Below are 20,145 nucleotides of genomic sequence, written 5' to 3'. Positions count from 1 at the left end.
CTCGGGAAGGGGCGGGTAGGGGACTCCGCCCGCCGCAGGCGCCCCCACCCGACCACCCCAAGCCCTCCCCACTCCATACCCAAGGAGCCCCATGCCCGTCCTCCCCACCGCGCTCAGCCCCACCACCCCCGAACACCGCCAGGCCGCCGCGGCCATGCGGGGCAGGCTTGATGAGCTCCACGTCGAGCACGCGAAGGCGATCGCCGGTGGCGGGGCCAAATACACCGAACGGCACCGCAGGCGCGGCAAGCTGCTGCCCCGCGAGCGCATCGAGTTGCTGCTCGACCCCGACACCCCGTTCCTCGAACTGTCGCCGCTCGCGGCATGGGGCAGCGACTACCCCGTCGGCGCCTCGATGGTCACCGGCATCGGCACCGTCGAGGGCGTCGAGTGCGTGATCACCGCCAACGACCCCACCGTCCGCGGCGGCGCCTCCAACCCCTGGACGCTCAAGAAGGCCCTGCGCGCCAACGAGATCGCGTACGCCAACCGGCTTCCCTGCATCAGCCTCGTCGAGTCCGGCGGCGCGGATCTGCCGTCCCAGAAGGAGATCTTCATCCCGGGCGGGGCGATCTTCCGGGACATCACCCGGCTGTCCGCGGCCGGCATCCCCACCATTGCCGTCGTCTTCGGCAACTCCACGGCCGGTGGGGCGTATGTGCCCGGCATGTCCGACCACACCGTGATGATCAACAAGCAGTCCAAGGTGTTTCTCGGGGGGCCGCCCCTCGTCAAGATGGCCACCGGTGAGGAGAGCGACGACGAGTCGCTCGGCGGGGCCGAGATGCACGCCCGTACCTCCGGACTCGCCGACCACTTCGCCGTCGACGAGCACGATGCGATACGCCAGGCCCGCCGCATCGTCGCCCGCCTCAACCACCGCAAGGCGCACCCGGATCCGGGCAAGATCGTCCTGCCGCCCAAGTACGACGAGGACGAGCTGCTCGGCATCGTGCCCGAGGACCTCAAGACTCCCTTCGACCCGCGCGAGGTCATCGCCCGGATCGTGGACGGATCGGAATTCGACGAGTTCAAGGGGCTCTACGGGCCCAGCCTGGTCACCGGATGGGCCGAGCTGCACGGCTACCCCATCGGCATCCTCGCCAACGCCCAGGGCGTCCTGTTCTCCGCCGAATCGCAGAAGGCCGCCCAGTTCATCCAGCTCGCCAACCAGCGCGACATCCCCCTCCTCTTCCTCCACAACACCACCGGCTACATGGTCGGCAAGGAGTACGAGCAGGGCGGCATCATCAAGCACGGCGCAATGATGATCAACGCTGTATCGAATTCCAGGGTTCCCCATCTGTCCGTGCTCCTCGGGGCCTCCTACGGAGCCGGGCACTACGGCATGTGCGGGCGCGCCTTTGACCCCCGCTTCCTCTTCGCCTGGCCGAGCGCCAAGTCCGCCGTCATGGGGCCGCAGCAGCTCGCCGGCGTTCTGTCGATCGTGGCCAGGGCCTCCGCCGAGGCCAAGGGGCAGCCGTACGACGACGAGGCGGACGCCGCGCTGCGCGCCATGGTGGAGCAGCAGATCGAGGCCGAGTCGCTGCCGATGTTCCTGTCCGGACGGCTGTACGACGACGGGGTCATCGACCCCCGCGACACCCGCACCGTCCTCGGGATCTGCCTGTCGGCGATCCACACCGCCCCCGTCGAAGGCGCCCGTGGCGGCTTCGGCATCTTCCGGATGTGAGGAACATGAGGGACATCAGGGATGTCGGGGTGAGGGACATGATCGGCGCCGTACTTGTCGCCAACCGGGGCGAGATCGCCTGCCGGGTCTTCCGCACCTGCCGTGAGCTGGGCATTTCCACGGTCGCGGTGTTCTCGGACGCGGACGCGGGCGCCCTGCACGTACGGGAGGCGGACACCGCCGTACGGCTGCCGGGGGCCTCGCCCGCCGAGACCTATCTGCGCGGTGACCTCATCGTGAAGGCCGCCCTCGCCGCGGGCGCCGACGCCGTGCACCCCGGGTACGGCTTCCTGTCCGAGAACGCCGAGTTCGCGCGGACCGTCACCGGCGCCGGGCTCACCTGGATCGGCCCGCCCCCCGAGGCCATCGAGGCCATGGCGTCCAAGACCCGCGCCAAGGAACTCATGGGTCTGCCGCCCCTCGACCTCGCCGACGTCACCGAGGACGACCTCCCCCTCCTCATCAAGGCTTCGGCGGGAGGTGGCGGACGGGGCATGAGAATCGTCCGGCAACTGGCGGATATCAATGATCAGTTGATGTCGGCCGAAGCTGAGGCTCTGGCCGCCTTCGGTGACGGGGCCGTCTTCGTCGAGCCCTACATCGAGGGCGGGCGGCACGTCGAAGTCCAGGTCCTCGCCGACGCCCACGGCACGGTCTGGGTGCTCGGCACCCGCGACTGCTCCCTCCAGCGCCGCCACCAGAAGGTCATCGAGGAGGCCCCCGCGCCCGGCCTCGGCCCGGAGCTGACCGACGAGCTGCACGCCCTCGCCGTGCGGGCCGCGAAGGCCACCGACTACCGGGGCGCCGGCACCGTCGAGTTCCTGGTCGCGGACAAAAGGGCCCACTTCCTGGAGATGAACACCCGCCTCCAGGTCGAACACCCCGTCACCGAGGCCGTGTTCGGCATCGACCTCGTCGCCCTCCAGCTCCGCATCGCCGAAGGCGGGGCCCTCCCGCCGGCCCCGCCCGCCCCCCGGGGGCATGCCGTCGAGGCCCGCCTCTACGCCGAGGACCCGGCCGCCGACTGGGCCCCGCAGACCGGCACCGTCCACCAACTGGCCATCGACGGCGTCCGGTTGGACGCGGGCTACGCGGCCGGCGACACCATCGGCGTTCACTACGACCCCATGCTCGCCAAGGCCGTCGCCCACGCCCCCACCCGCGCCGAAGCCGTCCGCAAGCTGGCCCGCGCCCTCGAACGCGCCCGCATCCACGGTCCGGCCACCAACCGCGACCTGCTCGTCCGCTCCCTGCGGCACCCCGAGTTCAGCGAAGGCCGCCTCGACACCGGCTTCTACGACCGCAACCTCCCCGACCTCACCACCCTGGCCCCGGGCAGCCGCCACGCCGCCCTCGCCGCCGCCCTCGCCGACGCCGCCTCCCGGGCCGGCCGATTCGGCGGCGGCTGGCGCAACGTACCCTCGCAGCCGCAGGTCAAGCGGTACGGCGAGCACGAGGTCCGCTATCGGCTCACCCGTGACGGCCTCGAAGCCGAAGGCCATCCCGAGGTACGTCTCGACGCCGCCGAGCCCGATCGCGTGCGGCTCGAAATCGACGGCGTGATACGGGAGTTCAGCATCACGCGGTACGAAGACGGAGGCGGAGCCAGAGGCGGCGACATCGTCTACGTCGACACCGCATCGGGGTCCTATGCCCTCACCGCGCACCCCCGCTTCACCGATCCCAGCGACCTCGTCGCGCCCGGCTCGCTGCTCGCCCCCATGCCGGGGGTTGTCGTGCGGGTCGCCGACGGGGTCGAGGAGGGCTGTCGTGTCACCGCCGGACAGCCGCTGCTCTGGCTGGAGGCCATGAAGATGGAGCACCGCATCAGCGCTCCCGCCTCCGGCACGCTCACCGCGCTCCACGCCGCCCCCGGCGGCCAGGTCGAGGTCGGCGCCCTGCTCGCCGTAGTCGTTCCGTAGCCCCTCACATCGCTCGCCGTCGTCCCGTGATCGCTCAGGAGGCCGAACCAGCATGACCGGAGTCATCGAGAGCCAGGAGAACAAGGACCTGCGCGCCGCCGTCGCCGCACTGGGCGCCCGGCACGGACGCGGGTTCGACCGCGCGGCCCTGTGGTCCGAGGCCGCCAAGCTCGGCTACCTCGGCGTGAACCTGCCCGAGCAGTACGGCGGCGGAGGCGGCGGGATGGCGGAACTGTCCATCGTTCTGGAGGAGTTGGGGTCGGCCGGCTGCCCGCTCCTGATGATGGTGGTCTCACCCGCCATCTGCGGCACGGTCATCGCGCGCTTCGGTACGGACGTGCAGAAGCGGAAGTGGCTGCCGGGCCTCGCCGACGGCTCGCTCACCATGGCCTTCGGCATCACCGAGCCCGACGCCGGGTCCAACTCGCACCGCATCACCACCACCGCCCGCCGGGACGGCGACGGCGGGGTCCTCACCGGCCGCAAGGTGTTCATCTCGGGTGTGGACATAGCTGATGCCACACTCGTCGTCGGCCGCACCGAAGATGCCCGGACCGGCAGCCTCAAGCCCTGCCTGTTCATCGTCCCCCGCGACACCCCCGGGTTCCAGCGCTCGCGGATCGACATGGAACTCCAGGCGGCGGAGAAGCAGTTCGAGCTCGTCCTCGACGACGTACGGCTGCCTGCGGACTCCTTGGTCGGCGACGAGGACGCGGGGCTGCTCCAGCTGTTCGCCGGGCTCAACCCCGAGCGGATCATGACGGCCGCGTTCGCGATCGGCATGGGGCGCTACGCGCTCGCGCGGGCCGTCGACTACGCCACGACCCGGCAGGTGTGGAAGCTCCCCATCGGCGGCCACCAGGCCATCGCCCACCCCCTGGCCCAGGCCCACATCGAGCTCGAACTCGCCCGCCTGATGATGCAGAAGGCCGCGGCGCTGTACGACGCGGGGGACGACGCCGGAGCGGGGGAGGCGGCGAACATGGCCAAGTACGCGGCGGCGGAGGCGTGTATCCGGGCGGTCGACCAGGCTGTCCACACTCTGGGCGGGAATGGGCTCACCCGGGAGTACGGGCTTGCTTCGCTGATCACTGCGGCTCGGGTGGCCCGGATCGCGCCGGTCAGCCGCGAGATGATCCTCAACTATGTTTCCCACCAGTCGCTCGGGTTGCCCAAGTCGTACTAGGCGCTCCGCTGAGGTGCGGGTATCCACTGCGGGTCCCGGTGGGCTGGTCGCGCAGTTCCCCGCGCCCCTGTAGGGCACGCGGCACCGTCCCGGCGGAGCCGCACAACGGCACAGTCCCGCGCCCCTGTCCGCACGTACTTCTGCTCTGACGTACCAGGAGGCCCCGCATGGACTCCCCCCGGATCTTCCGCAGCGAGTACGCCGACGTGCCCATCGTCGACGAGGCCATTCACCAGGCCGTTCTCGCTCGGTCCACTGCCACTCACCCCGATGCCGTCGCCCTCGTCGACGGCACCGATCCCAGTGGGGCCACGAGCCTCACCTACGGTCAACTCGACGTCTGGCACCGGAGGCTGGCCGCGTCGCTCGCCGCTGCCGGGGTGCGCAAAGGGGACGTGGTCGCTCTCCACAGTCCCAACTCTCTCCTCTACCCCGTCGTCTTCTACGGGGCCAGCCGGGCCGGGGCGGCGGTCACCACCGTTCATCCGCTGTGTACCGCCGAGGAGTTCGCGAAGCAGCTCGCGGACTCCTCCGCGCGCTGGATCGTCACCGTGGCCCCGCTCCTGGAGACCGCCCGCCGGGCCGCCGAACTCGTCGGGTGCATTGAGGAGATCTTCGTCTGTGATCGGGCCGAGGGACATCGCTCGGTCCTCCACGATCTGCTGACCCGCGGTGACGCCCCCGAGCCCGACGTCGTGATCGACCCCGCCGAGGACATCGCCGTACTGCCGTACTCGTCCGGCACCACAGGCGTCCCCAAAGGCGTCATGCTCACCCACCGCAACATCGCCACCAACCTGGCCCAGCTGCACCCGCTGGTCCCGATGGTGCCCGGCGAACGCATTCTCGCCGTGCTGCCCTTCTTCCACATCTACGGCATGACCGCGCTCATGAACGCGCCGCTGAGGTCCGGCGCGACCGTCGTCGTGCTGCCGCGCTTCGACCTCGACCAGTTCCTCGGCGCGATCGAGAAACACCGCATCACCGGCCTGTACGTCGCCCCGCCCATCGTGCTCGCCCTGGCCAAGCACCCGGCGGTCGCCCGGTACGACCTCTCCAGTCTGGAGTACGTCGTCAGCGCGGCCGCCCCGCTCGACTCCCGCCTTGCGGCGGCCTGTTCGGCCCGGCTCAAGCTGCCGCCGGTACGCCAGGGGTACGGCATGACCGAGCTGTCGCCCGGCACGCACACGGTCCCGCTGTCCACCCCGAACCCTCCGCCCGGCGCGGTCGGCAAGCTTCTGCCGTCCACCGAGATGCGCATCCTGCGCCTGGACGACCCGGCCCGCGACGCCGGGCCCGGCGAGGAGGGCGAGGTCGCCGTTCGCGGCCCGCAGGTCATGAAGGGCTACCTCGGCCGCCCCGAAGCCACCGCCGACATGATCGACGCGGACGGCTGGGTGCACACCGGCGACGTCGGCCACGTCGACGACGACGGCTGGCTGTACGTCGTCGACCGTGTCAAGGAGCTCATCAAGTACAAGGGCTTCCAGGTCGCCCCGGCCGACCTGGAAGCCCTGCTGCTCACCCACCCCGCCGTCGCGGACGCCGCCGTGATCGGCGTGTACGACGCCGACGGCAACGAGGTCCCCAAGGCCTTCGTCGTACGCCAGCCCACAGCGCCGGACCTCGGCGCGGACGAGCTGATGGCGTACGTCGCCGAACGCGTCGCCCCGTACAAGAAGGTGCGCCGCCTGGAGTTCATCGAGAGCGTGCCCCGCGCCGCGTCCGGCAAGATCCTGCGACGCGAGCTGCGCCAACGAGAGAAGGACCGGACGTGACACTCATACGGGCCGACCACGAGCGGGGCATCACCACCCTCGCCCTCGACTCGCCCGCCAACCGCAACGCCCTGTCGGCGCCCCTGGTGGCCGAACTCGGCGAGGCGCTGGCGCGGTGCGCCGGGGACGCGGACGTACGGGCCGTGCTGCTCACCCACACCGGCGGCACGTTCTGCGCGGGCGCGGACCTGAAGGCCCCGCCGGACCCGGCAGCCTTCGTGCACCTGATGCGTACGGTCGTGGAACTCCCCCAACCGGTCGTGGCGCGCGTCACCGGGCACGTGCGCGCGGGCGGCCTCGGGCTGCTGGCGGCGTGCGACATCGCGGTCGCGGGGCCCGGGTCCTCGTACGCGTTCACCGAGGCACGGCTCGGCCTCGCGCCGGCCGTGATCTCCATGCCGGTGCTGCCCCGCATGGACCCGCGCGCCGCGAGCCGCTACTACCTCACCGGCGAGCGGTTCGACGCGGCGGAAGCGGCCCGCACCGGGCTCGTCACGCTCGCCGCAGACGACGTCGACGAGGCGCTCGCACCGGTCCTCGACGGGCTGCGCCGGTCCTCGCCGCAGGGCCTGGCCGCGTCGAAGGCTCTGGTCACGGCTACCGTGGCGGAGACCTTCGACCGCTGGTCCAAGGAACTGACCGCCCGCTCGGCGTCCCTCTTCGCCTCCGCCGAGGCGCGGGAGGGAGTGACGGCCTTCCTCGAACGACGGGACCCAGCATGGGTGTTGTGACCCCACCGAAGTCGACCCCATCGACGACGACCCCACCGAGGTCGGCCCCGCCTAAGACCCCGAAGCAGGACCGCAGCCGGGCCACCCGGCAGCGTCTTCTGGAGGCCGCCGTGGCGTGTCTGGCCGAGCACGGCTGGGCGGGCTCGACCGTGTCGGTGGTCGCCGAACGCGCCGGGGTCTCGCGGGGCGCCGCCCAGCACCACTTCCCGACCCGCGAGGACCTGTTCACGGCGGCCGTCGAGTACGTCGCCGAGCAGCGGTCCTCCGCGCTGCGGGCCCTGGACCGCACGGACCGGCGGGAGGTCGTGGCCGCACTGGTCGGCCTCTACACGGGCCCGCTGTTCCGGGCCGCGCTGCACCTGTGGGTCGCCGCGTCCAACGAGCCGCAGCTGCACGCCCGGGTCACCGAGCTGGAGGCGAGGGTGGGCCGCGAGTCGCACCGCATCGCGGTGGAACTGCTCGCCGCCGACGAGTCCGTGCCGGGCGTACGGGAGACGGTGCAGGGCTTCCTCGACATGGCCCGAGGCCTGGGCCTGGCCAACCTGCTCACCGACGATGCGGCCCGCCGGGAGCGGGTCGTGGCGCAGTGGGCGGTGCTCCTCGACGAGGTGCTGGCCTGAGGCATCGGGCCGGGCACACGAAACGGCCGGCCCCGGATGACCCGGGACCGGCCGTCGACCGGGCTGCTCAGCCCCTGCCGTTGCCGGAGCGGACCGGGATCTCCTCCAGGATGTGCGACAGCGGCTCGTCGCCCTTGACCTGCGCCGAGTTCTCCGTGCACTGCTGGTTCCGCGGCGCGGCCGTCATCGCGACACCGGACACGGCTGCGGTCGACCACACCTTCTGCATGTCTACTCCCGTGGGTCTGATTCCACTGACGGGGATCCGTCGACAGAAACGGCAAGAATCTCTTTAGGATGTGCTCTTTCCCCCGAACGGGGCATTATGGAATTCAACTCCGCTCGGCCGTGGTAATACGCAGGCACCGGTAATACGCAGTCATCACGACCGATGGTGAGGAACCATGACTGAGACGCAGGATGCCTGGCGCCGGCAGACTTTCATTCCGATCACCCGCCGTCAATTCGAGAGCGAGGCGGCGGCCGAACCCATGTATGCGGCTATGGTGCGTTCCTGGGTCACCGAAGGGCGTACGGTTCCCGGCCGCCCCGACTGGGAATGGAACCAGCTCGTCAACGGGTTCTACTGGCCTTCGTGAGCACGGCCTTCCTGCATTGCGTCGCCCGGTCCCGGGCACGGCAAAAGACCGGACCCCCGGAATTCACCGGTGCTCCGGCCATGGAAAGCAGGATGCCGGACCGCCGAAGGGATTGACAGCGGTCCGGCAGTCCTGGAGAAACGCGGGCCCGGCGCCGCTCAGCCCTTGCCGTTTCCGGAGAGGACCGGGATCTGGTCCAGGATGTGCGAGAGCGGCTCGTCGCCCTTGGCCTGCGTCGAATTCTCCGTGCACTGCTGGTTCTGCGGCGCGGAGAGGACCGGGACGTCCTGGAGCGCGGAGACCGGCACGACACCCGCGATCGAGGCAAGGTTGGCCTTGGCCGGCAGGGCGATGCAGGGCTTGTTGAACGAACCCTGGATCAGGCCGATCTGCGGGCTCATGTTGCCGTACGTGGAGGAGTTCCCGTACGCCTGCAGGGCCTCGTTGCCGCCGACGGTGGTGGTGCCGCCGTGGTCTCCGACGGCCATGGCCGGGGCCGCGAGGATGGCGGACGCGCCGACCAGCGAAACAGTGGCAGCGGACGCGGCCATAACCTTCTTGATCACGGTGGTCCCTTTCTGGTGGATGCCCCATACGGAGCCACCTGCCCAACTGGACCCCTGCGGATTGGTTTCTGCTCTTCACTCCTTCAGCCGTACGAAAATGAGATGGACCGAGTCCCGTTCGCCTTTACGGATTGGGATTGTATGGAGATCCGATGCCGTAGGGAGAGTTGTCCTCCCGGCCTTTTTGTTCGGGTTCCTTGCGGCCTCCCGGGGGGCCGTTCGGGTGAAGCGCCGGAACCAAACAAGTGCCGTGAAGTTGACACAGGAAGTAGTACGGCGCAATAGATATGAGCGCGGTGCTGCGTGTGCTCTCCATATCAGGAAAAGAGAAGACCATGCTCAAGAAGGTCATGGCTGTTTCCGCCGCAGTCGTTTCGCTGGTCGGCGCATCCGCCATCCTCGCGGCCCCGGCCATGGCCGTCGGCGACCAGGGCGGCACCACCACCGTCAGCGGCAACGGTGCGAAGCAGGCCTTCGGCAACTCGAAGACCGACGGGGACATGAGCCCCCAGCTGTCGCTGGTCCAGGGCTCGCTGAACAAGCCCTGCCTCGGTGTTCCGGTCAAGGCCAACGCCGCGTCGATCGTGGGTTTCGTGCCGGTCTCCGCCCTCCAGGACGTGCCGGTCCTGTCCGCGCCGCAGAACCAGCAGTGCACGGAGAACTCGGCGCAGGTCAAGGGCGACGAGCCGCTGTCGCACATCCTGGACGAGATCCCGGTCCTGTCCGGCAACGGCAGGGGCTGAGCAGCGCCGATTCGCCTGCGCACCGGCTCGGGCCGGCCGCGGGCCCCTCCCGACCGCGGCCGGCCCGAGTTCTTTTGGGCGTCAAATGCCTTTCGGGTAAAGGGCTGAAGAGGGAAAGCGCACCTTCCTGCCATTTGGGTGAGGAAGTCGGCAGGGCCTTCCCGTTCGGTTTCCTTTGCCTGGACCGATCGTTACCAGGTCGTCAGCGGCTCCTGGGCGAAAGCTCTGGCTACGCGCCGTGAGCAACGACTGGTTGCGCGACTTCTTGACCGAGGGAAGGAAAACCACGTGAACTACATGAAGGCCGCGACGACCATGGCCGGTCTGGCCATCGCCGCGGGTGGTGCCGCCGCTCCGGCGCTCGCCGACGCGCAGGCCGACGGTGCCGCCGTCGACAGCCCGGGTGTCCTGTCGGGCAACCTGCTCCAGGTCCCGGCCCACGTGCCGGTCAATCTGTGCGGCAACACCGGCAGCTTCATCGGCGCCCTGAACCCGGCGTTCGGCAACCCCTGCATCAACAAGTGATGTAGCGCCAGAACTCTTCACTCCGATTTTGGGGCGTGCCCGTCGCACGCCCCAAAGTCGATTTCCCCCACCTCACCGCGAACACGGAAGACAGCCCATTGCGTCAGGTCATCAGCAAGACTCTGTTCACTGCCGTGGCAGCCACGAGCGTCCTTTCGATGAGCGGAAGTTACGCCCAGGCCGCCGGCACCGATGCCGAGACCATGGGCTCGCCGGGCCTGCTGTCGGGGAACTCGATCTCGGCGCCGGCCGACGCCCCGCTCCAGGCGTGCGGGAACACCGCGAACCCGGTCGGGGCGCTCAACCCGTCCTTCGGCAACCCCTGCGCGACGGGCTCGTCGAAGGCCGTCAAGGCTGCCGAAGAGCGGGCCGACCACGCGGCCGAAGACGCTGTTCGGCACGGCGCCGAGGACGTGTACGGGTCCGCGTTCAAGCGCTGGTTCGAGAGGGAGTACGCGAAGGCGCACGGCCCCCAGTACCAGCAGGAGGAGCCCGCTCAGACGCACGAGCCGGAGCAACAGCGTGGTCCCGCCAGTCAGGCGCGGTCCGTGGCGAGCGGCTCCCCGGGTGTCCTGTCGGGCAACTCCGCGGCGGCACCGCTCGACGTGCCGGTGCAGGTGTGCGGGATCACGGCGGACGTCGTGGGGCTGCTCAACCCGGCGATGGGCAACCAGTGCAGGACCGGCCCGGGTGCGGCCCCGCACGGGCCCGGGGCACACCCTGCCCCGCCGGCGCCTCACACGCCGCCCAAGCATCAGGCGCCGCCCGCACATCACAACCCGCCGGTGCATCACGCCCCGCCGGCCTCTCACAAGCCGCCGGTTCACCATGCACCCCCGGTGCACCACGCACCGCCTGTTCATCATGCGCCGCCCGCACACCATGCGCCGCCGGTCCACCACGCACCGCCCGTGCATCACGCACCGCCCGTGCATCACGCCCCGCCCGCGCACAAGACGCCGCCTGTGCACCACGCACCTCCGGTCCACGAAGCGCCGCCTGTGCATCACGCACCCCCGGCCCACCACGCCCCGCCCGCGCACGAGGCGCCTCCGGCCCACAAGGCGCCTCCCGTGCACCACGCACCCCCCGCCCCACCGGCCGCGCACGAAAAGCCGCGGCGCCATCACTGCCCGCCCAAGCATCAGGAACCCCCGGTCCACGAGGCCCCGCCCGTGCGCGTCGTACCGCCGGTTCACCACACGCCCCCGATGCGTCACGTACCGCCGGTTGACGAGGCACCCCCCGTGCACCACACGCCCCCTGTGCACCACACGCCGCCCATGCACCACGTTCCACCTGCGCGGCCCACCGCACCTCGCGTCTTCGCTCCGCCGGCCGCGGCGCACGTCCCGCAGCTCGCCGCCACCGGGGCCGAGTCGCTGCTCGCCGCCGCGGGCGGGGCCGCCGCGCTCATCCTCGGCGGAGGCCTTCTCTACCGGCGCGGCCGGGCGATGGCCGGCGTCTGACGGCATCCGCCAGGACGACCCCCACCCGCGGCAAGTGACGGCCGAAGGCTCGGGGTGGGGGTTGGGTCCGGTTTCGTCATAACTCCCGTACAAATACCGCCGGTTGGTCACACTCACTCGTACGTCGAAGGGCTCGGCTCCTCCTCGGGGGCCGGGCCCTTCGGCGTACCGGCCCTCGCACGGCCGGTTGGTGAGGGGGCCTCAGAAGACCGCCATTTCCCCGTACCCCCGTTCGGGGGTCTTACGGCGTGGGCTGCTTATCTTCCCTATCGGCGCAATAAGAATATTTTCCAACCGGGAATCCGGGGAGGTCCTCAGAACCAAGGGAGCGCACATGCGTCAGCGACGTCATCGAGCGACCACCTTCACCACGAGCGTTCTGGCGGCGGGAGCCCTCTGCAGTCTGGCACTGGCGCCCGGTGCCGATACCCCGCACCCCAGGGTCCATCAACCCGGGGCGGGCAGCGATCCTCCCCCCGCCCATCCCTCCGTCGCGCATTTCGGCGCCTTTCTGGATTCCGGCGCCCTCGGTGTGAAACGCATCGCGGACCTGGAGAAATGGCTCGGCGGCGCCGACATCCGGGTCGGGCACACGTATCTGCCCGGGAACAACTGGTCCGACATCGAGGGGAAGGCGGGGTTTCTCGACGACTGGGCCACCTGGCGCCGCGCGCGCGACGACCGCACCCTCGTCCTCAACGTCCCGATGCAGGCCCTCAACGAGATCGGCCTGCCCGACGCCCGCGTACGCCAGCTGCTCGCGCACGGCGCCCGCGGGGACTACGACGAGCACTTCAAGAAGCTGGCCGAGCGGCTGGTCGAGCTCAAGATCCCGGACACGGTCATCGTGCTCGGCTGGGAGATGAACGGCACGACATACACCCATCGTTGCGGGCCCGATCCGGCCGCCTGGAAGAAATACTGGAAGAACGCGGTCACCGCGATGCGTTCCGTGCCGGGGCAGAAATTCCGCTTCGATTTCGCGCCGAGCCGGGGGCGCGACGCGGTGCCGTGGACCGATTGCTATCCGGGTGACGATCTCGTCGACATCGTCGGAATGGACTCCTACGACCAGCCACCGGGCCAGAATTTCGACGAGCAGATCAAAGAGCCGTACGGACTCCAGCAGCACGTGGACTTCGCCGCCGCGCACAAAAAGCCCATTTCCTATCCGGAATGGGGGCTCTTCCGCAACGGCGACAATCCCGAATACATGCGCCGCATGCTGGCCTGGATGGACGCGCACCAGCCGGTCTACAACACCATCACCGACTACTGCCCGCACGGCGTGTGGGAGTGCACGGACAATCCTCTCGCCTCGGAGGTCTACCGCTCGCTCCTGTTCGGCCGCAAGGACCCCACTCCGCAGCCGACGGCGCCCGCGACCCCGGTCACCCCGGTCACTCCGGTCACTCCGGCGGTCCCCCCGGCCCCCCAGCCCCCGACCGCGCCCAGCCCCAAGCCCACCGCGCCCGTCACGCCGACGCCGCCCGCCAACTGCTCGCCGCTCGACCTCAACCCCTGGGTCGAGTACTGGATCGGAGGCAAGCTCTGCCTCCGCCTCGACTGGTACTCACGCCGGTCCTGAGGCCTCCGTGGCGGGGCGGCGCCTGCCGTCCCGCCACCCCCGCAGCGCCCGCAGCACGGCGCCCGCCCGGCGTCGCAGGCCCGCGTGCAGCGTGCAGGCCCACAGCAGGGGCAGGGTGCGCCGCCGGGCCAGCAGGAAGCGCTGGTTGACCCGGACCTCGGGCCGCCAGTGCTGCTTGTACGGCTCGTTGCCGCGCAGCATGCTCAGCGCGGCCCGGCCGCTGCCGTCGATGCGCTCGGCGCAGGACCGCAGCAGCATCGTGGCCACGTCCACCTTGCGGCCGCGCAGGCCGGGGTGCGCCCCGTACAGGTAGCCGCCCGCGAGCGCCGGGGAGAGCAGGGTCAGATCGGCCGCGACCACCTCGCCGTCCAGGCGGAACTCGGTGACCACCGCGTCGCCCTGCCGCGTCATCTCGCCCACCGCGCGCGCCAGATGCTCCTCGAACCGGGGCCGCAGGTGCTCGCGCGTCACCCCGCGGCCCTGCCACTGGAGCCCGTGCAGTTCGAGCAGCCTACGCAGCGCCGTGGGCACCTCCTCGGGCGGTACGTCGCGCTGCTCGATGCCCAGCGCGTCGATCTTGCGGAGCTTGGCGCGGGCCCGCTGGGCCCGGTTCGACGGGAGCCGTGAGAGGAGGCCGTCCATGCCCTCGGCGGGCAGCTCAAGACAGCGTGAGTCGCTCAACCGCCGCCGCGCGGAAGGCCAGTTGGCGTGCAGCCGTTCGGCGCCGCCGCCCGGGCGCACCTCGCCCAGGTCGATCAGGGCCCCGCGCGCCGAGGCCATCAGCGCCCCCGTGAGGGCGTCCGCGGCCTCCTCGGCGCAGGCGTCGTCCAGGAGTACGTCCGTGAAGTCGGAGATGGTGCCGCCCAGCGGGACGAGCGCCGGAAGCGGGCGCAGCACCCGCATCAGCGGTGCCGCGCCGACCAACTCGTCGTCCAGGTAGGCGAGATGGACCCGCAATCGGCCCGGCACCCCGTACGAGAGCCACCACGAGTGCAGCCACGCGTGGCTCTGGAACGGGGTCGCCGTGCGGCAACTCCGGTGCAGGCGATGCCAGTGGGGGGCCAGGTCCGCGAAGCCCAGGTCGTCCGTGCACACCTCCACGCGGAGCCGGGACATCAGCCGACCTCCTGCGGTACGGAGGCGGCGCCGGCCGGGGCCGGTACCGAGGCCGCGACCTCGGCACCGGATTCGGGCCTGCGGCGAGGCCGGGCCAGGAGGGTGAGGCCGCCGAGGAGTCCGCCCGCGCAGCCGCCCACCAGCGTGGTCAGCACGGCCGACGGGGACGAGGGGGTCAGGGGCTTGGCCGCGCGCGAGAACTGCACCACCTTCACCCCGGTGTCGGCCAGGGTGTGGGTGCCGTTCACGGTGAGGGCCCGGGCCACCGCGTTGGCCATGCCCGCGGCGTCCCCGGCCCGGGCCGAGGTGGCCGTGATCGCGATCATCGGCGCGTCGGGGGAGGTCGCCGTCTGCACGCTGCCGCGCAGGGTGTTCGCGCTCACGCCCGCCCACACCTGGGCGTCCCCGATGACCGCGACCTCGGTCGCGACCCTCCCGTACGCCTGGGCGAAGCCGAGCGCGACCGACGGGTCGGCCTTCTCGGCGGGGGTGACCACGACATAGCTGGTCGCGGTGTACTCCGGGGTCTTCACCACGCCGTACACGCCGCCCGCCGTCGCGCCGAGCAGCGCGAAGACGGGCAGCGGCCACCAGCGCGGCAGCGGCCGGGAGCGCAGCGGGCGGCGGATGCTGTGACGCTGCCGCGGGCCGGAGAATCTGCTCATCTGGACTCCTCTTTCGCCGAGTTGTTCGTCGAGACGTCCGTCGGGGCGTCCGTCGGGGCGTGCGCCGGGCTGGGCACGCGGATGCCGGCCCGGTCGTACGCCGGGTGCGGCCGCGGCGCGCGGGCCACGGCCGCCTCGTACACCTGGACCAGCTGGGCCGAGGTCGTGGTCACGCAGTAGTTGCGCACCGCGTCGGGGACGGGGAGGCGGGTGCGGGCCGCGCGCTGGAATGTGCCCAGTACGTCGGTGAACGCGGCGGCCGTGCGGCCGGTGCGCAGCGCGCCGGGTGCGGATCCGGCGGGCAGGTCGTCGATCGCCGGGCAGGTCACGTACGCCACCGGGAGCCCGGCCGCCAGGCCCTCCACGACGGCCAGGCCGAAGGCCTCCTCGCAGGAGGGGGAGGCCAGGCAGTCCACCGCGGAGAGGAGCCCGGCCAGGCTCGGGCGATGGCCCGCCGGGGTCGTGCCGTCCTGGACGCACTCGCCCGCGAAGACCACCCGGGCGGCCACGCCGAGCCGTTCGGCGCGGGCCCGCAGCGGCTGTTCCTGTGCGCCTCCGCCCGCGATCACCAGCCAGGCGTCCGGGAGTGCGGCGAGCGCGTCGATGAGGACGTGGAACCGCTTGCCCGCGGTCAGTCTGCCGACCGCGCCGATCACGAACGCCCTGGTCGGCAGCCCGAGTTGATGGCGTACGGAGACGCGGGCGGGGATGCTGTAGGCGAACCGGGCGGCGTCGATGCCGTTCGGGACCACCTGGATGCGGCGCTCGGGCACACCCCAGCGGACCAGGCGTCGCGCGATGGTGGGGGACACCGCGACGGTCGTGGTGCCGAGCCGTTCGCTCGCCAGGTAGAGGCCGCGTACGGCGGGGCCGAGCCGGCGGCCCTCGATGCGGGCCTCGCCCAGCGAGTGCTCGGTGGCGACGATGGTGCGCACCCCGGCGAGCCTCGCCGCGATGCGGCCGTACAGGCAGGCCCGGTACAGGTGGGTGTGGACGACGTCGTAGTGGCCGCGCCGGATGAGCCTGGTCAGGCGGGGGACCGCCGTGAGGTCGCGGTTGCCGGTCATGTCCAGGTTCCGCACCCGGCCGCCGTCGCGGACGATGGCGCGGGCCACGGCGCCGGGGTTGGTGAGCGTGACGACGTCGGCCTCGTAGGGCAACTGGCGCAGCAGCAGCCGGAGTTGCTGCTCGGCGCCGCCGATGCCGAGGCCGGTGATGACGTGCAGGACCTTCATGGGCCCTCCGGGAGATCGGCCGGCTCGTGCCGGCGCCAGCGGTGCAGGGCGCGCTTGAGGTGCAGCCGCCAGGCGGTGTCGCGCTCGCCGACGTGGACGCGCGGCAGGGCGTAGCGGCCGGTCAGCGGGCCCGGGTCGATGGCGCAGGCGTACTGATAGCCGGCCGCGCGGACCGCGGCGACGGCGCGCAGGTCGACAGCGCCGTACGGGTAGCAGAAGCCCGCCACGTCGTGCCCGACCAGGTCGAGGAGGAGCTGCCTGCTCTCGTGCACCTCGCGGCGCAGGGTGTCCTCGTCGGCGTGGGTCAGGTCGAGGTGGCGCAGGCCGTGCGAGGCGACCTCCATGCCCCAGGTGGCGGCCTGCTGGATGCCGCGCTCGTCGAGGAGCGGCTTGCGCGGGCCCAACGGGTCCCACTCGTTGGTGGAGCCGAGCAGTCCCGGCAGGACGAACACGGTCGCCGTGCACTCGTAGCGGCGCAGCAGCGCGAGGGCCTCGGCCGTGAAGTCGGCGTACCCGTCGTCGAAGGTGAGGCCGACCAGGCCCTGCACGGTGCCGGCCGTGCGGGCCCGGATGAGCTCGGCCATGCTCACCCCTTTGAGGCCGCGTCTTCGCAGCCAGCGCAGTTGCCGTTCGAATCGGCGCGGGGAGACGGTGATGCGGTACGGGTCGTCCGTGGTGTGGGTCACCGAGTGGTACATGGCCACCCACAGCGGTGCGGCGGGGCGGGGTCGCGAACCAGTCAGTGGACCCCACGGGTCGCCGACTGCCGTGTCAACGGGCATGCCAGAGCTTTCGTGTGACGGGACGGAACAGCAGACAGAACTCCCGGACCCGCAGCAGACGGGCTACGACCGCGAACACGACGACGGACGAGGTGGCTCCAACTGCCAGTGCCACTACGGGATGTGAGGTTTCGTGGGCCCCCCACCAGCAGGCGGCGGTCGCGCCGCCGGCGGCCACCACGAGCCGGGCGAGCTGCCCGCCCACCCAGCGCACGGACAGCGCCGTGCGGCGCCGCCCGCTGCCCCACAGGAGCAGGAGCGCGGTGAGGGTGATGCCGAGCGCGTTGGCGGCGGCGATGCCGGGCGCGCCCCACACCGGTACGGCGAGGGCCCCCGCCGTGGCGGTCGCGGCGAGCCCGGCGAGCATGGCGCAGGCCGGGAACCACAGGGGCCGGGCCTCGGAGAAGTAGGAGCGGGCGAGCACCCCGACGAGGGTCTGCCCGAGGAGCCCGAGCGCGTACATGCGCATGACGTCGGCGGTCGCCGCGGTGTCGTGGACGGTGAACGCGCCGCGCTGGAAGAGGATTTGGATGATCTGCGGGGCGCACGCCACCACCACCGAGGCGCCGACCAGCACGATGGTGCCCGCTACGATCAGGTCGCTCTCCACCCGGCGCCGGGCCCGCTCGGTGTCGCCCGCGGCAAGGGCCCGCGCGATCACGGGGAAGGTGACCGTGCACAGCATCAGCGAGAGCACCATCGGCATCTGCGCCACCTTCTGGGCGTAGTTCAGATGCGAGATGGCCCCGGCGGGCAGCGGGGCGGCCAGGAACCGCTCGATGAGGACCTGCGTCTGGCGGCTGAGCGCGAACACCACGATCGGGGCGACCAGGGCGAGCCGCAGCGCCTGCGCCGTGCCCCGGTCGGCCCGCCGCGCGGCGGGCAGGGCGACGGCGGGCTCCCGGTCCCGCCAGCTGCGCCACAGCGCGGGCAGCTGGACGAGGATCATGAGGACGCCGCCGAGGGCGACCCCGGCCGCCGCGGCCCGCACTCCCCACGCCCTGCCGAGCGCCAGGAGCAGGGCGATGATGCCCACGTTGTACGCCACGTAGATCGACGCGGGGGCCAGGAAGCGGCCGTGTCCGCGCAGGGCGGCGCTGCAGTATCCGGTGAGCCCGAAGGTGAACACGCAGGTCGCGGTCAGCCGGGTGCAGTCGACGGCCAGGTCCGCGCGGGGCAGTCCGGGCGCGAGCACCGCGACCATCGCGGGCGCCGCGGCGATCAGGACCGCGCCGCCCCCGGCCAGCGCGAGCATCAGCCGGGGCAGGGTGGCCGCGACCAGTGCGCGTACCGGATCGGGGCCGGTGCGCCGGGCGCGTCCGACCAGGGCGAGACTGAACGCGGGTACGAGGACGAAGGCCAGGCCGTCCTCGATCAGCAGCGTCGCCGCGACCTCGGGGACCGTCCAGGCGACCAGGAAGGCGTCGGTGTCGGTGTCGGCGCCGAAGTAGTGCGCGAAGGCCTGGTCGCGCAGCAGGCCGAGGAGCGCTCCGGCGACGGTGAGCCCTGCGGTGAGGAGCGCGGCCCGGGCCAACAGCCGCCCGGAGGTGCCGAGTTCGGGTGTGTTCGTGGGTGCGAGCGGCGGAACGATCTTCGTCACGGGCGCGCCGCCCTGTGCGTGGCCAGGGCCCACCAGGCGGCGAGGCCGAGGACGAGCGCGGTCACCGCGGTCGAGGGGCCGCCGATGTCACCGTAGAAGAAGTCCACGAGCAGCCAGATCAGGAGGCCGTTGGCGATCAGGGCGCAGTCCATCGGGGCGCCCTGCCTGCGCGTGAGGCGCAGCCTGCGTACGCCGGCGACCAGGAGCGCGGCCCAGCCGCCGACGAGGGTGACCACGCCGAGCAGGCCCTGCTCGCTCAGGACGAGGAGGTACATGTTGTGCGGGGAGAGCAGGGGCTGGCGCTTGAAGGCGGCGCCGGCGCCCGCGGTGTCGCTGCCGGAGGACAGGGCGAGCGAGGAGTTCGCGTCGCGGTGGTCGGGGAAGCCCTTCAGGCCGACGCCGGTGAGCGGCGACTGACGCCACATCAGCGCTGCGGCCGACCACATGGTGTAGCGGTCGGTCACGGACTGGTCGGGGGCGCTCTCGACCTGGGTGATGCTGGCGAGCCGCTCCTGGAGCAGCTGGGTGCCGGACCCGCTCGCGCCGGCCAGGACGACGGTGGCCGCCGCGATCACCGCGAGGACGGCGAGGGCGCGGCGCACCCCGGAGAGCAGCAGCAGGGCGCAGGCCGCGACGGCCGTCGCGATCCAGGCGCCCCGGCTGAACGACACGGCGAGCGGAAGCAGCAGGAGGGCCGCGCAGGCGAGCGCGGCGCGGCGGTGGGTGCGGCTGGCGCCGGGGGCGGGGGCGGGGTCGAGGGCGAGGCCGACCGAGCAGAGCAGCCCGCAGGACACCACGGTGGCCATGCCCATGATGTCCGAGGCGCCGAAGGTGCCGACCGCCCGGATGTCCTCGTTCATGTAGGAGGCGCCGGTGGACGTCAGGTACTGCACGACGCCGACGCCGCCCTCGAACAGCGCGAGCGCGACCACGGCCGCCGCCGCGAGGCGGAAGTCGTCGCGGTCACGCAGCAGGAGCAGCACGGCGAGCGGCACGAGCACGAAGATCTGGAGATAGCGGCCGAGCCCGGCGACGGCCGTGCCGGGAGTGGCCGCCCCCATCGCAGCGACACAGATCCCGGTCACCGGAAGCCCCATGACGAGAGCGGCCGTACGGCTCAGCGGCCGGATGCTCTCGCGCAGGACCCGTACCACCGCCCACACCACGAGCACCCCGCAGGCCGCGTCGGCGGCGGTCGCCGAGCCCTCTGCGCCCAGCGGGGGAGTGGCGAGCAGGGCGATCACGGCGAGCAGCGGCAGCAGGTGCAGGGCCCGGCGCAGCGGGGCCGGGACGGACATCGGCGGCGCGGCCGCGAGGGCGTGCATGC

The 20,145-nt window shown here is 71.8% G+C and carries 19 protein-coding genes; 11 read left to right on the top strand and 8 right to left on the bottom strand.

Going from position 1 to position 20,145, the window contains the following annotated elements; all coding sequences use genetic code 11:
- Window positions 1-91: 91 nt before the first annotated feature.
- The 6 genes from IE206_RS10165 to IE206_RS10140 all read left to right on the top strand — a co-directional run bounded on the left by IE206_RS10165 (window position 92) and on the right by IE206_RS10140 (window position 7,930).
- A complete protein-coding gene (locus IE206_RS10165) occupies window positions 92-1,693 on the top strand; it encodes an acyl-CoA carboxylase subunit beta (protein ID WP_189961724.1) in 1,602 nt (533 codons plus the stop codon).
- Between the two features lie 38 nt (window positions 1,694-1,731).
- Window positions 1,732-3,615 carry an acetyl/propionyl/methylcrotonyl-CoA carboxylase subunit alpha gene (locus IE206_RS10160; RefSeq protein ID WP_189961899.1) on the top strand — a complete coding sequence of 628 codons (1,884 nt, stop codon included), beginning with the start codon at window positions 1,732-1,734 and terminating at the stop codon, window positions 3,613-3,615.
- Between the two features lie 52 nt (window positions 3,616-3,667).
- Entirely contained in the window at window positions 3,668-4,801 is a 1,134-nt protein-coding gene (locus tag IE206_RS10155; RefSeq protein ID WP_189961723.1) for an acyl-CoA dehydrogenase family protein, read from the top strand.
- 167 nt (window positions 4,802-4,968) lie between these two features.
- Window positions 4,969-6,579, top strand: a complete 1,611-nt coding sequence (locus tag IE206_RS10150; protein ID WP_189961722.1) for a 4-coumarate--CoA ligase family protein — start codon at window positions 4,969-4,971, stop codon at window positions 6,577-6,579.
- Window positions 6,576-7,310, top strand: a complete 735-nt coding sequence (locus IE206_RS10145; RefSeq protein ID WP_189961721.1) for an enoyl-CoA hydratase family protein — start codon at window positions 6,576-6,578, stop codon at window positions 7,308-7,310. Before IE206_RS10150 ends, IE206_RS10145 begins: the two co-directional genes overlap by 4 nt.
- The gene (locus IE206_RS10140; protein WP_189961720.1) at window positions 7,298-7,930 is read left to right on the top strand and encodes a TetR/AcrR family transcriptional regulator; all 633 of its coding nucleotides are present in this window, start codon (window positions 7,298-7,300) and stop codon (window positions 7,928-7,930) included. The genes IE206_RS10145 and IE206_RS10140 overlap by 13 nt, the downstream gene beginning before the upstream one ends.
- 67 nt (window positions 7,931-7,997) lie before the next feature.
- Here IE206_RS10140 and IE206_RS10135 read toward each other — a convergent pair whose 3' ends face one another.
- Window positions 7,998-8,159 carry a hypothetical protein gene (locus IE206_RS10135; protein ID WP_506005467.1) on the bottom strand — a complete coding sequence of 54 codons (162 nt, stop codon included), beginning with the start codon at window positions 8,157-8,159 and terminating at the stop codon, window positions 7,998-8,000.
- A 175-nt stretch (window positions 8,160-8,334) separates the two neighbouring features.
- On the opposite strand from IE206_RS10135, the gene IE206_RS10130 reads away from it, so the two are divergent.
- Window positions 8,335-8,529 (top strand): hypothetical protein, encoded by a 195-nt coding sequence (locus IE206_RS10130; RefSeq protein WP_189961719.1) that lies wholly within the window; start codon window positions 8,335-8,337, stop codon window positions 8,527-8,529.
- Between the two features lie 158 nt (window positions 8,530-8,687).
- Here the strand turns inward: IE206_RS10130 and IE206_RS10125 are convergent, their stop codons facing one another.
- On the bottom strand, window positions 8,688-9,095 hold the full coding sequence (locus IE206_RS10125) for a rodlin (protein ID WP_189961718.1): 408 nt from the start codon (window positions 9,093-9,095) through the stop codon (window positions 8,688-8,690).
- A 335-nt stretch (window positions 9,096-9,430) separates the two neighbouring features.
- Between IE206_RS10125 and IE206_RS10120 the strand changes: the two genes are divergently transcribed.
- The 4 genes from IE206_RS10120 (at window position 9,431) to IE206_RS10105 (ending at window position 13,420) form a co-directional block, all read left to right on the top strand.
- Window positions 9,431-9,838 (top strand): rodlin, encoded by a 408-nt coding sequence (locus IE206_RS10120; RefSeq protein WP_189961717.1) that lies wholly within the window; start codon window positions 9,431-9,433, stop codon window positions 9,836-9,838.
- A gap of 297 nt (window positions 9,839-10,135) precedes the next feature.
- Complete coding sequence (locus IE206_RS10115; protein ID WP_189961898.1) at window positions 10,136-10,363, top strand: chaplin; 228 nt, start codon at window positions 10,136-10,138, stop codon at window positions 10,361-10,363.
- Between the two features lie 134 nt (window positions 10,364-10,497).
- Window positions 10,498-11,832: a chaplin gene (locus IE206_RS43405; protein WP_189961716.1), complete on the top strand. Its 1,335-nt coding sequence runs from the start codon at window positions 10,498-10,500 to the stop codon at window positions 11,830-11,832.
- A gap of 334 nt (window positions 11,833-12,166) precedes the next feature.
- Window positions 12,167-13,420 (top strand): glycoside hydrolase family 26 protein, encoded by a 1,254-nt coding sequence (locus IE206_RS10105; RefSeq protein WP_189961715.1) that lies wholly within the window; start codon window positions 12,167-12,169, stop codon window positions 13,418-13,420.
- Here the strand turns inward: IE206_RS10105 and IE206_RS10100 are convergent.
- The 6 genes from IE206_RS10100 to IE206_RS10075 are packed head-to-tail and all read right to left on the bottom strand — an operon-like array spanning window position 13,406 to window position 20,143.
- Window positions 13,406-14,536 carry a GNAT family N-acetyltransferase gene (locus IE206_RS10100; protein WP_189961714.1) on the bottom strand — a complete coding sequence of 377 codons (1,131 nt, stop codon included), beginning with the start codon at window positions 14,534-14,536 and terminating at the stop codon, window positions 13,406-13,408. The genes IE206_RS10105 and IE206_RS10100 overlap by 15 nt on opposite strands.
- Window positions 14,536-15,201, bottom strand: coding sequence for a YveK family protein (locus IE206_RS10095; RefSeq protein WP_189961713.1), 666 nt, complete (start codon window positions 15,199-15,201; stop codon window positions 14,536-14,538). The genes IE206_RS10100 and IE206_RS10095 overlap by 1 nt, the downstream gene beginning before the upstream one ends.
- Complete coding sequence (locus IE206_RS10090; RefSeq protein ID WP_189961712.1) at window positions 15,198-16,436, bottom strand: glycosyltransferase; 1,239 nt, start codon at window positions 16,434-16,436, stop codon at window positions 15,198-15,200. Before IE206_RS10090 ends, IE206_RS10095 begins: the two co-directional genes overlap by 4 nt.
- Window positions 16,433-17,218: a polysaccharide deacetylase family protein gene (locus IE206_RS10085; protein ID WP_189961711.1), complete on the bottom strand. Its 786-nt coding sequence runs from the start codon at window positions 17,216-17,218 to the stop codon at window positions 16,433-16,435. The genes IE206_RS10090 and IE206_RS10085 overlap by 4 nt, the downstream gene beginning before the upstream one ends.
- Window positions 17,208-18,818, bottom strand: coding sequence for a murein biosynthesis integral membrane protein MurJ (gene murJ / locus IE206_RS10080; RefSeq protein ID WP_373300897.1), 1,611 nt, complete (start codon window positions 18,816-18,818; stop codon window positions 17,208-17,210). Before murJ ends, IE206_RS10085 begins: the two co-directional genes overlap by 11 nt.
- Complete coding sequence (locus tag IE206_RS10075) at window positions 18,815-20,143, bottom strand: O-antigen ligase family protein (protein WP_189961710.1); 1,329 nt, start codon at window positions 20,141-20,143, stop codon at window positions 18,815-18,817. Before IE206_RS10075 ends, murJ begins: the two co-directional genes overlap by 4 nt.
- Window positions 20,144-20,145 lie beyond the last annotated feature (2 nt).

Source organism: Streptomyces violascens, assembly GCF_014649955.1.
Classification (GTDB): Bacteria; Actinomycetota; Actinomycetes; order Streptomycetales; family Streptomycetaceae; genus Streptomyces; species Streptomyces violascens.
This window is presented reverse-complemented; position numbering and strand designations above follow the sequence as displayed.